We start from the raw sequence: 11927 nt of genomic DNA, 5'->3' as shown, positions 1-11927 counted from the left end.
TTATTGTTTTTAAAACGGCGTTTCATTTTTATCTCAAGGCCCGAGTCTAGTCAGATTTCCGGCCTCGTCAAGCAAAAATGAAACAGCGTTTTGTTCTGCTTGCGTATATCCTTGGGTTTTACTTTCACGTTGGAGCCTTCATGGACAACAGCGTCATTCCCAACAACGATCTGGTGTCGGCGGTGGGCCGGACCATGGCCGTGCTCGAGGCACTGGCCGAACATCCGGAAGAAAGCGGCGTGTCGGAAATCGCCACCAAACTGGACATGTCCAAGGCCACGGTCTATCGCTTCCTGCAGTCGCTCAAGGCCCGAGGGTATGTGGTGCAGGACGCCGAGGATCGCTATCGCCTCAGCGTCCGGCTGTTCGAACTGGGCGCCCAGGCCCTGCCCCACCTGGACATCGTCCGGGAAGCGGAGCCCGGGATGCGCAGGATCAACGAGCTGACCGGCGAGACCGTCCACCTGGGGATTCTCGACGAAGGCAGCATCGTCTACGTGCACAAGATCGACTCCAAGTACAACCTGCGCATGTACTCGCGGATCGGTCGACGGGCGCCGTTGTACTGCACCGGCATCGGCAAGGTGCTGATGGCCTGGCTCGAAGAAGACGAGTTGCTCGCCCACCTGGCACAGGAAAGCTTCGAGCGTCGCACGGCCAATACCCTGACCAGCGCCGAGGCGTATCTGCAGGAACTGGAGACCGTTCGCCAGCAAGGCTATGCCGAGGACCATGAAGAGTTCGAAGACAACATGCGTTGCCTGGCGGCACCGATCCGCGACCGTTTTGGCCATGTGATCGGCGGGATGAGTGTTTCATTCCCGTGCTTTCGCTTCAGGGAAGAATTGAAGCAGGACTACGTCAAGCAACTGATGCAAGCCACCCAACAGATCTCAAGCCAGTTGGGCTGGCATACACGCTAATCGCAAAAGCCGTGGGCAAAACTGTGGGAGCGAGCCTGCTCGCGAAGGCGTCAACACATTCAACATCGCTGCAAACTGATCCTCCGCTATCGCGAGCAAGCTCGCTCCCACAGAGGATGGGTGGTGACGGCGAAGTCTGTGAACGACTCGAAAAAACTGTGGGAGCGAGCTTGCTCACGAAGGCGTCAACACATTCAACATCGCTGCAAACTGATCCACCGCTATCGCGAGCAAGCTCGCTCCCACAGAGGATGGGTGGTGACTGCGAAGTCTGTGAACGACTCGGCAAAACTGTGGGAGCGAGCTTGCTCGCGAAGGCGTCAACACATTCAACATCGCTGCAAACTGATCCTCCGCTATCGCGAGCAAGCTCGCTCCCACAGAGGATGGGTGGTGACGGCGAAGTCTGTGAACGACCCGGCAAAACTGTGGGAGCGAGCTTGCTCGCGAAGGCGTTAACACATTCAACATCGCTGCAAACTGATCCACCGCTATCGCGAGCAAGCCCGCCCCACAGGTCTCGACTGGCGGGTTTCAGAACCAGGTTTCCATCTGGAGGCCGTACTGCCAGGTGCCGCCAGCGTTGAAGTCCGTCTTGCCGAAGGCGTCTGTGGAGCTGTACCTGTCCAGGTCCGACGACCAGTTCATGACACTGGCGAACAGACGCAGCTCAGGGCGCGTAAGCAGATCGCCCAAGTCGGGCTTGAAGGTCGGGGCCACCGTGAACTTCCAGAAGTTGCCGTCAACCGCATTGCGTTGCAGGTAGCCCTTGGGGTCGAGCTGCATGGTTTGCCAACTCATCTCGTAGGCCATCTCGAAATTGCTGTTGATTTCGTTGGCCAAGCGCACGTTCAGAGTCATCCAACGGTAGTCGTCGCCCTTGACGTAGCGATCCTTACTTCGCTCGGCCAGCAGGCTCGGGCCGATGCGCCAGTCGGAGGCCAGGGGCGTTTCGCCGTACAGTGCCACACGCAGAGCCCGGGCATCGTCGATCAATTCGCCATCGGCGCCGACGTTCTTGACCTCAGCCCCCAACCCCTGCCCATAGAGCAGCGCTGTCTTGAAGAAGCCTTCGCGACCGAAAAAGGTTTTCTGGTGATTGGCGACCATGCTGTGCAAACCGGAATCGGCCGGCGCCAGTCCCGCTTCATTGGTGCGAGTGCCGAAGTCGTTTTTCTTCGAGCCTATGGCGTTGAACATCCACTGCCACTGTCCGCCGTCGAAAAACTGGTTGGACGTCAGGATGTAGCTTTCCACATCGGCATTGACCCCGCCCTCACTGAAATCCCCGTAGTTACGCCCGATCAACGAGTAGTTCGAGCGCCAGTCCTTGGTCATCTGCACGTCGTAGATGCCACCCCCGGTGCCGGCCAGATAGACCACGTCGGAGTCCAGCCAGTGGATGTCGAAATTGTCCCTGTCGAAGCGCTTGCCAGCCCACAAGGTGGAATGCTCGAACATCGAGTTGCCCTTGAATGCCGCGAGGTGATCGAGTTCGGTGAACACCTGGCGCACGTTCAGATTGCTTTCCTCGGCAGTCCAGTCGTTGGAGCTTTCTACGCCATCGGCGATGGACACCGTGAATTTGGAGCGGGTGCCGTTCTGCGCGTACAGCTCTTTCGACAGGTCGATGCGCATGTAGGTGTCGTCCTCGTTACCGAGTCGCCCCACAGCGCCGCCGACAGAACCGGCCGGGGTGGTGTACGGACCGCCGCGCCCGCCACCCAACCCATCATTGATCAGCAACCCGGAGCGGGCGTAGCCCTTGAAACTGAAGCCGTCAGTGAGGTGCGCGCTACCGCCCTGCTTTTCCGTGCTTTGCTGGCGGGCTTCGAGTTTTGCCAGGCGGGCATCGAGCGTGGGTATCGCAACGGCGGACACGGTCGGTTGCGCGGCAGGTGTGGCGAGTTTGATTTGCTGCAGTTCCCTGGCGAGTGCCTGGGTTTGTTGTTCGGCGGCGGCTGCACGCTTTTCCGCTGCGCTGGCACGGGCTTCGAACGCCGCCATGCGCTCTTCCAGAGTCGCGGCCTGAGAGGTGGCCGCCGAGGCGCCGAGCACGCTTGCGAGTAGCCAGCTTGATGCTTTCTGCATGTGGATTTTCCCTGTTTTGTTTTTATTGTTCTGTTGCCGCGACCAGCCTTTTCCGCCCAGGTTCTGAATTGTCAAAGCAGAGGAAAAAAAGGATGCCTCATCGCAAATACGCTGCTACATTTGGCGATGTTAACGTTAACTTTTCTAAAAACAAAAATAAAGAGGGCTTTATGAAACAGCTCAAATCGCTCCTTCCAGCGGCGCTGCTCGGCCTTTGCGTCGGGTTTCCAGCCCTGTCGACTGCCGCCAACCTGACGATTTCCTGTGGTGCCGTAGGTGCCGAACTGCAACTGTGCAAAGAGGCCGTCGAAGCGTGGTCGAAGCAGACCGGCAACAGTGTCGAAGTGGTTTCCACACCTAACTCGGCGACCGAGCGGTTGTCGTTCTACCAACAGATCCTCAGTGCGCAATCCAGCGATATCGACATCATCCAGATCGACATGGTGTGGCCGGGAATGTTGGCCAAACACTTGCTGGACTTGCGCCAGGTGCTTGCGGCCGACGCCACCCAGGGGTATTTCCAGGCCCAGGTGGATAACGCCACGGTGAACGGGCGCCTGGTGACCATGCCGTGGTTCACCGATTCGGGGTTGCTGTATTACCGCAAGGACTTGCTCGAGAAATACAACAAGCCCGTGCCCCAGACCTGGGAAGAAATGACGACCACCGCCAGGACTGTCCAGCAGGCGGAGCGCGCTGCCGGGAACGCCAATGCCTGGGGTTATATATTCCAGGGACGCGCCTACGAAGGCCTGACATGCAATGCCCTGGAGTGGATCAGCAGCCAACCGCAAGGCGGGCTGGTCAACGCCCAGGGCGATATCGTGGTCAACAGCCAGGCTTCACGGGCGGCGTTGACCCTGGCCAAAAGCTGGGTCGGAGACATCGCCCCCCGTGGCGTGCTCAATTACACCGAGGAAGAAGGACGCGGTGTCTTCCAGTCGGGCAATGCGCTGTTCATGCGTAACTGGCCTTATGTCTGGGCCCTGGTGCAAAGCCAGGACAGCGCCGTCAAAGACAAGGTCGGCGTCGCGCCCCTGCCCCGCGGCGGCGCGATGGGTACTCACGCGTCCACCCTCGGCGGCTGGGGCCTGGCGGTGTCGCGCTACAGCGCCAACCCCAAGCTTGCCGCGGAACTGGTGAGCTACTTGAGCAGCGCCCAACAACAGAAACATCGTGCCCTGGTCGGCGCCTACAACCCGGTGATCGAATCGCTCTACCAGGATCCCGAGTTGCTCGCGGCCATGCCTTACTACAGCCAACTGCACAGCATTCTCAACGATGGGGTCATGCGCCCCGCCTCGATCACTGCCGACCGCTATCCACGGGTCTCCAATGCCTTCTTCGATCAAGTGCACGGCGTGCTGGCGGGCGAGCGACCGGTGGATCAGGCCCTGGCCGAGCTGGAAAGCGAACTCACGCGGATCAAACGCCGGAACTGGTAAGCCACAAGGAAGGAAATCACCATGTCTGTCTCCACCACACTCGTCCCCGACGACGAGTACCTGCCCGCCCGGGAAACGCCGGTACAACGCCGTCGCGTTCGCGCCGCCTGGCTGTTCCTGACCCCGATGCTGCTGTGCCTGGCGCTGGTGGCGGCCTGGCCGCTGTTGCGTACATTCTGGTTCAGCCTGACCGACGCCAGCCTCGCCGATACGGGGGATGCAACCTTTGTCGGCTTGAGCAATTATCTGTTCCACAGCAGTGCCGGTTGGTCAGGCCTGCTCGTCGATCCACAGTGGTGGAATGCGGTGCGCAACACCTTGCATTTCACCGTGGTGTCGGTGGGACTGGAAATCGTCCTGGGGCTGCTGGTGGCGTTGCTGCTCAACGTCCGGTTCAGCGGACGCGCCCTGGTGCGGGCGTTGATCCTGATCCCCTGGGCGATCCCGACCATCGTCTCCGCAAAGATCTGGTCATGGATGCTCAACGACCAGTTCGGCATCATCAATCACCTGATGCTCGGCCTCGGCCTGATCGACGCGCCCCTGGCCTGGACCGCCGACGCGGACCTGTCGATGTGGGCGGTGATCATCGTCGACGTCTGGAAGACCGTGCCTTTCGTCACCCTGCTGATGCTGGCGGCCTTGCAGATGCTGCCCAGCGACTGTTACGAAGCTGCCAGGGTCGACGGCATCCACCCGGTGAAAGTGTTCTGGCGGGTCACCCTGCCGCTGCTGATGCCGGCCTTGCTGGTGGCGGCGATCTTCCGGATCCTCGATTCCCTGCGGGTCTTCGACGTGATCTATGTGTTGACCTCGAACTCGTCGAGCACCATGAGCATGTCGGTCTATGCCCGCCAGCACTTGGTGGAATTCCAGGACGTGGGTTATGGCAGCGCCGCCTCGACCTTGCTGTTCCTGGTCGTCGCGGTGATCGCCATGGTTTATCTGTACCTCGGACGCCGTCAGTTGGAGGTCCGCTCATGAGCCCGCGCCTACTGAAAAAAGCCCTGTTGCGCCTCGGGTTCTGGTGCCTGATCGCAATCTTGCTGGTGTATGCGGTCTTCCCTTTCTACTACGCCATCGTAACGTCGCTGAAACCGTCCAGCGCCTTGTTCCAGGTGAGCTACTGGATCGACCAGCCCGACTTCTCCAACTACGCCGCCGTGCTCAACCAGGCCTCGTTCCTGCGGGCTATCGGCAACTCGCTGGTGGTTGCGCTGTGCGTGGTCGCGCTGGCGCTGTTCCTCAGCCTGACCGCCGCCTATGCCTTGGGCCGGGTGAAGTTTCGCGGGCGCGGTCCGGTGTTGATGATGGTCCTGGGCGTCTCGATGTTTCCCCAAGTCGCGGTACTGTCGGGGCTGTTCGAGGTGATCCGTGCCCTGGGCCTGTACAACACCTCCTGGGCGTTGATCCTGAGCTACACGATTTTCACCCTGCCCTTCACCGTCTGGGTGCTGACCACCTTCATGGGGCAACTGCCTCATGAGCTGGAAGAGGCCGCCATCATGGACGGTGCGTCACCTTGGGTCACGCTGACCCGCGTGCTGTTGCCGCTGCTCTGGCCGGCACTGGTCACCACCGGCCTTCTGGCCTTCATCGCCGCATGGAACGAGTTCCTCTTTGCCCTGACCTTCACCCTGACCGACTCGCAACGCACGGTCCCAGTCGCCATCGCGCTGATTTCCGGCGGCAGTCCCCATGAGCTGCCTTGGGGCCTGTTGATGGCGGCGTCGGTGCTGGTCACGGTGCCCTTGGTGATTCTGGTGCTGATCTTCCAGCGCCGCATTGTTTCCGGCCTCACTGCCGGTGCGTTAAAGGGTTGAGGCCCAACACAGACAAAAAAAGGAACAGCATCGTGATCAAGTTGAAGCTGGACAACGTGAACAAACAATTGGGCGGCGCACGCATTCTTCGCGACGTCAGCCTGGAAATCTCGGCAGGCGAATTCGTGGTCTTCGTCGGCCCTTCGGGCTGTGGAAAGTCGACCCTGCTGCGGCTGATCGCCGGGCTGGATTCGATCTGTGACGGCGACCTGCTGATCGACGGACGCCGGGTCAACGACCTGGAGCCGCGCGAGCGTGGCGTCGGCATGGTGTTCCAGTCCTATGCGCTGTACCCGCACATGAGCGTCTACGACAACATCAGCTTTGGCCTCAAGCTGGCCAAGACCGAAAAGACCAGCCTGCGCGAGCGGGTGCTGAAAACCGCGCAGATCCTGCAATTGGACAAACTGCTGCAACGCAAGCCACGGGAACTGTCGGGCGGCCAGCGCCAGCGCGTGGCCATGGGCCGGGCCATGGCGCGGGAGCCGGACATTCTGTTGTTCGACGAGCCACTGTCCAACCTCGACGCGTCCCTGCGCGTGCAGATGCGCAACGAAATCGCCCGGCTGCATGGGCGCTTGGGCTCGACCATGATCTACGTGACCCACGACCAGGTTGAAGCGATGACCCTGGCCGACAAGATTGTCGTGCTCAATGGCGGCCGCATCGAGCAGGTCGGCTCGCCACGGGAACTCTATGAGCGTCCGGCCAGCCGCTTTGTCGCCGGTTTCCTGGGCTCACCCAGGATGAATTTCCTTGCCGCGTTCCTGCATGCGCCAGGCGAAACCAGCCAGGTTGAAAGCCTGGTGCTGGGCATGACGTCCCTGCCCTTCGACAGCTCGGGGCTGGCGGCGAATACGCAACTGAGCCTGGGGATTCGTCCGGAACATATCGCTCTCAAGGCGGCCCAGGGAGCGGCCGGCATCGTGGTGAGCGGGGTCGAATACCTGGGAAGTGAAACCTATGTGCACCTCGACACCGGCCAGGACGACCCCATGGTCTGTCGTTGTGAGGTCAACGCCGGATGGCGAGTGGGCGATCGGGTCGAACTGCAACTGGATATCGACAATCTGCATGTGTTCGACACACACGGCACGGCGTTGCAGCGCCACGCCATCGACCGCCTGCCCGATGACGTCGCCCTGCGCCCGACCCATGCGGGCGCCCTATGACTTTATCCTTGAATAGCCTGAGCAATCCGATGCCCGCCTCTCTCGAACATGCGCAGCAGGCCCTGCGTGATGGCCTGTCTCGCCTGATCCACGACTATCGACCCGACTATCATCTGGCCCCGCCAACGGGCTGGATGAACGACCCTAACGGGGTGGTGTTTTTTCGGGGCGAGTACCACGTGTTCTACCAACACCACCCCTTCGACGCCAAATGGGGCCCGATGTACTGGGGCCACGCCAAGAGCGCCGATCTGGTTCATTGGCAACATCTGCCCATTGCCCTGGCACCGGGTGACGATTTCGACCGCGACGGCTGTTTTTCCGGTAGCGCGGTGGTGTGTGGCGACACCCTGGCGCTGATCTACACCGGGCACACCTGGCTGGGGGAGGTGGGCGACGAACGCCTGATCCGCCAGGTCCAGTGCCTGGCCACCAGTGTCGACGGCGTCCGCTTCGTCAAGCATGGCGCCGTCATCGAGGACGCGCCGCAAGCGGCGATCATGCACTTTCGCGACCCCAAGGTCTGGCAGGAGGATGGTTATTGGTACCTGATTGCCGGGGCGCGCCTGGGCGACACGCCGCTGCTGCCGCTGTATCGCTCCACGGACCTGCGCACTTGGGAATTTCTCGATTACGTGTCCAGTGGTACTGACGGCGACGGCTACATGTGGGAATGCCCGGACCTGTTTCGCCTCGACGGGCGCGACGTACTGCTGTACTCCCCCCAAGGCATGCAATCGACGGGTTACGAACGGCTGAACAAGTATCAGACCGGTTATCGCATTGGCCACCTCGACAGCGAATGGCACTTCAGCGGCGGGCCGTTCATCGAGCTGGATAACGGCCACGATTTCTATGCCGCGCAAACCTTGGTGGCCGCTGATGGCCGGCGCCTGGTGTGGGCCTGGCTGGACATGTGGGAAAGCCCGATGCCGAGTCAGGCCCATCACTGGTGCGGCATGCTCGGTTTGCCACGGGAGCTGGAACTGCAGGGCGATCGCCTCGGCGTGTTTCCGGCGCGGGAACTGGTTGCGCTGCGTCAGGCGCCGTTGCCGAACATTGCGCCGTGGGGTGAGTCGGGCAGCCGCTGGGTGCCGCAAGTGAGTGGCGACCGACTGGAGATCCATGTGCATCTGGACCTGCTCGATTGCACCGAAGGTCAGTTGGGCATTGCCTTGCGCTGCAGTGCCGATGAGCAGGAACAGACCCTGCTGTATTACGACGCGTCACTGCGACGCCTGGTGCTCGATCGCAGCCGCTCGGGTGCGCAAGTGAGCGGCCAGCGCAGCGTGCCGATAGAGCCGGCGCAAACGCAACTGCATCTGCGGGTGTTTCTCGATCGTTCCTCCATCGAGGTGTTTGAACAAAGCGGCCGCTTCAGCCTCAGCAGTCGTCTCTATCCGCGGCCCGACAGCCTCGGGGTGAAGCTGTTGGCGAGCGGGACGGGCGGGCACGTCGCCATTTCCAACGCCTGGCCCCTGGCCTCGGGTTGGCTGTGAGTCGCGTCATTCGTAGTCGCGAGAAGCCCGGACGCTGTGTCATGATTCTGCGTCAACCTGACTGGCCGCACTTCGCATGACTTCCGTGAAAGACGTTGCACAGCTGGCCGGCGTATCCCTGATGACGGTTTCGCGCGCGCTCAACACGCCGGAAAAACTGAGCCCCGAGACCCTTCAGCGGGTACGCCGCGCCATCGATGAACTGCAATTCGTACCGAGCCTGTCGGCGCGCAGGATGCGCGGCGACAACTTGCAGGCGCGCACCATCGGTGTGTTCGCCCTGGACACCGCGACCACGCCGTTCGCCGTCGAGTTGCTGCTGTCCATAGAACAGACCGCGCAGCAGGCTGGCTGGAACGTCTTCATCCTCAACCTGCTGAGCAACCCGCCCACCGACCAGAACATCGACCTGATGCTGTCGCATCGCCCCGACGGGTTGATCTTCAGTGCCATGGGGTTGCGCCAGGTGAGCATTCCCGAGCGACTCAAGAGCAAGCCGCTGGTACTCGCCAATTGCCTGGCCGATGACAGCCAACTGGTCAGCTACGTGCCGGATGATGAAGCCGGGCAGTACCGCGCCGCGCATCATGCCTTGAGCCAAGGCTATCGGCGCCCGCTGTGTATCAACTTACCCAGGAAAAGTGTCGCCTGGAATCTGCGCCAACAAGGGCTGCAACGCGCCTGCCAGGCATTCGGGCTGGCGCCTGAAGCACTCCTGCAATACGACCTTTCCGATCACGATGCCTACGGTGAAACCGCCGCCATTCTCGACCGGCATATCGTCGACGGCCGTCCGCAATTCGACATCCTGGTCTGTGGCAACGACCGCATCGCCTTCTGCGCCTATCAACTGCTGTTGGGTCGCGGCTTGAAAATTCCTGACGATGTCGCAGTGCTGGGCTATGACAACATGATCGGCATCGCCGAACTGTTCATGCCGCCGCTGACCACGGTCCAACTGCCCTACTACGAGATCGGTCGCCAGGCGGCCCGGCACCTGATCGAGACCCTCGAACTGACGGGCGCCCAGCCGGTGGATTGCCCACTGGTGGTCAGGGCGTCGCTATAAGGCCAACCGGTATCCGTCAAGGCTGCTGCGCGGGCGATGGCGGCAGTGATGCGATGATCCGGGCGCGGCAGACCTCGAGGATTTCATCAGCCAGGGCGGAATCGTCCGGGCAGGCCCGCGACAACATGATCGCGCCGACGACATGGGCCAACATGTCGAGCATTTTCGCCCTGACCTCTGCCTGCGGCGCGTCTTGCCCGGTCTCGTACCGACTCGCGAGCGCCGCCAGCATATTTTCGATGCCGCTGGAAAAAGTCGCCTTCAGCTCGGGCGATTGACGGGCAGCGTCCCCGCACAGTGCCGCCATGGTGCAACCACCGCCCGGGGCGTCACGGTGATCCCGGGACACGTAGAGATTGACGAACCCAGGCACATCGAGACCCGCGTTGTTGGTCAGCGATTGCGCAAGGCTGCGCGCGGCCGCTTCGGCCATCAGGTCGGCCTTGGAGCCGAAATGCTTGTAGAAACCGCCATGGGTGAAACCGGCGGCCGCCATCAGATCCGCCACACCCACGCCGTCAAAGCCTCGCTCGCGGAACAAGACAGACGCCGTCTCGACGATGTGCTCCCGATTTGCCTGGGCCTGGGCCTTGGTTACCCGCATTTTTTAACTCCTCGTGCCGCTCGAAAATCACGCTCACATCATACATAGATGTCGAGCATAATCAAATTCATTGACAGTTTAGATTTCGGTCATCATCCTAATGAAAAGCCGCGCTCACCTCGGCAGGTTGCACGCAATTCTTATCCAAACCCACGGAAACAAGACGCCATGACCGATCAGAATCTGTTCACATCTCACAAGCTGGGTAGTCTCACGCTTTCCAACCGAGTGGTCCTGGCACCGCTGACACGTAACCGTGCGGGGCAAGGTTTTGTACCGAGCGAGTTCGCGGCCACTTACTACAGCCAGCGAGCGTCCGCCGGCCTGCTGATCTCCGAGGCCTCACAGATTTCCCAGCAGGGGCAGGGTTACCAGGACACCCCCGGGATCTACACATCGGCGCAGATCGACGGCTGGCGCAAGGTGACCGATGCCGTGCATGCCAAAGGCGGGCGGATCTTCCTGCAACTGTGGCATGTCGGGCGGGTTTCCCACGTCGACCTGCAAGCGAACGGCGCCGCGCCCGTGGCCCCCTCCGCCTTGCGTGCGGCGACCAAGGTGTTCGTCAACAACAGTTTCCAGGACGTTTCCGAACCGCGAGCGCTGGACATCAGCGAATTGCCCGGGATCGTCAACGATTTTCGCCAGGCGGCAGCGAACGCCATCGCGGCAGGATTTGACGGCGTAGAGATCCACGGCGCGAACGGCTATCTGCTGGACCAGTTCCTCAAGGACGGCGCCAACGTGCGCACCGATGCCTACGGTGGCTCGATTGAAAACCGTGCTCGCCTGCTGCTGGAAGTGACCGCGGCCGTCGTGAAAGAAGTCGGCGCCGAACGCACCGGCCTGCGCATTTCGCCTGTGTCGCCGGCCAATGGCGTGTCCAGCAGCGCGCCACAAGCCCAGTTCGACTACCTGGTCGACCAGCTCAACGCCCTGGACATCGTTTACCTGCACGTGGTCGAAGGCGCGACGGGCGGGCCGCGCGATGTTGCGCCCTTCGACTTCGCCGCGTTGCGCCAGCGCTTCAATAACACCTACATCGCCAACAACGGCTACGACCTGGACCTGGCCACTTCCCGACTCGCCGAAGACCAGGCTGACCTGATCGCCTTTGGCCGGCCGTTCATTGGCAACCCAGACCTGGTGGAGCGACTCAGAACCGGCTCGCCGCTGTCGGCGTTCAATCCCGCCACCCTCTACGGCGGCGGTGCGGCGGGCTACATCGACTACCCAACGCTCGCGCAATCCAGCGCGCGGTAACACTGCCCCGACCCCAACTGAGCGCCTGGACAACAGCG

The 11927-nt window shown here is 61.5% G+C and carries 10 protein-coding genes; 8 read left to right on the top strand and 2 right to left on the bottom strand.

Features of this window, described 5'->3' with window-relative positions; translation table 11 throughout:
- Positions 1 to 140 precede the first annotated feature (140 nt).
- Positions 141 to 923 (top strand): DNA-binding transcriptional regulator KdgR, encoded by a 783-nt coding sequence (kdgR, locus tag J4E63_RS11480; protein ID WP_060742695.1) that lies wholly within the window; start codon positions 141 to 143, stop codon positions 921 to 923.
- Positions 924 to 1457: 534 nt separating this feature from the next.
- Here kdgR and J4E63_RS11475 read toward each other — a convergent pair.
- A complete protein-coding gene (locus J4E63_RS11475; RefSeq protein ID WP_207282025.1) occupies positions 1458 to 3014 on the bottom strand; it encodes a carbohydrate porin in 1557 nt (518 codons plus the stop codon).
- Positions 3015 to 3184: 170 nt separating this feature from the next.
- Here J4E63_RS11475 and J4E63_RS11470 point away from each other — a divergent pair, with 170 nt between their 5' ends.
- From J4E63_RS11470 to J4E63_RS11445, 6 genes are all read left to right on the top strand, one after another.
- Positions 3185 to 4459, top strand: coding sequence for an ABC transporter substrate-binding protein (locus tag J4E63_RS11470; protein ID WP_192260764.1), 1275 nt, complete (start codon positions 3185 to 3187; stop codon positions 4457 to 4459).
- Positions 4460 to 4480: 21 nt separating this feature from the next.
- Positions 4481 to 5443 carry a carbohydrate ABC transporter permease gene (locus tag J4E63_RS11465; RefSeq protein WP_060742698.1) on the top strand — a complete coding sequence of 321 codons (963 nt, stop codon included), beginning with the start codon at positions 4481 to 4483 and terminating at the stop codon, positions 5441 to 5443.
- Positions 5440 to 6282: a carbohydrate ABC transporter permease gene (locus J4E63_RS11460; protein ID WP_060742699.1), complete on the top strand. Its 843-nt coding sequence runs from the start codon at positions 5440 to 5442 to the stop codon at positions 6280 to 6282. The genes J4E63_RS11465 and J4E63_RS11460 overlap by 4 nt, the downstream gene beginning before the upstream one ends.
- Before the next feature lie 32 nt (positions 6283 to 6314).
- Positions 6315 to 7454 (top strand): ABC transporter ATP-binding protein, encoded by a 1140-nt coding sequence (locus J4E63_RS11455; protein WP_207282024.1) that lies wholly within the window; start codon positions 6315 to 6317, stop codon positions 7452 to 7454.
- On the top strand, positions 7451 to 8953 hold the full coding sequence (locus tag J4E63_RS11450; RefSeq protein ID WP_207282023.1) for a glycoside hydrolase family 32 protein: 1503 nt from the start codon (positions 7451 to 7453) through the stop codon (positions 8951 to 8953). The genes J4E63_RS11455 and J4E63_RS11450 overlap by 4 nt, the downstream gene beginning before the upstream one ends.
- A gap of 76 nt (positions 8954 to 9029) precedes the next feature.
- Positions 9030 to 10022, top strand: coding sequence for a LacI family DNA-binding transcriptional regulator (locus J4E63_RS11445; RefSeq protein WP_207282022.1), 993 nt, complete (start codon positions 9030 to 9032; stop codon positions 10020 to 10022).
- 16 nt (positions 10023 to 10038) lie between these two features.
- Here J4E63_RS11445 and J4E63_RS11440 read toward each other — a convergent pair whose 3' ends face one another.
- Positions 10039 to 10626 carry a TetR/AcrR family transcriptional regulator gene (locus J4E63_RS11440; protein WP_207282021.1) on the bottom strand — a complete coding sequence of 196 codons (588 nt, stop codon included), beginning with the start codon at positions 10624 to 10626 and terminating at the stop codon, positions 10039 to 10041.
- 168 nt (positions 10627 to 10794) lie between these two features.
- Between J4E63_RS11440 and J4E63_RS11435 the strand changes: the two genes are divergently transcribed.
- Entirely contained in the window at positions 10795 to 11889 is a 1095-nt protein-coding gene (locus J4E63_RS11435) for an alkene reductase (protein WP_207282020.1), read from the top strand.
- Positions 11890 to 11927 lie beyond the last annotated feature (38 nt).

This window comes from Pseudomonas sp. FW300-N2F2, from assembly GCF_017351655.1.
GTDB lineage: Bacteria > Pseudomonadota > Gammaproteobacteria > Pseudomonadales > Pseudomonadaceae > Aquipseudomonas > Aquipseudomonas fluorescens_AA.
Note: the sequence above shows the minus strand (reverse complement) of the source record. Positions and strands in the feature narration are given on the sequence as shown.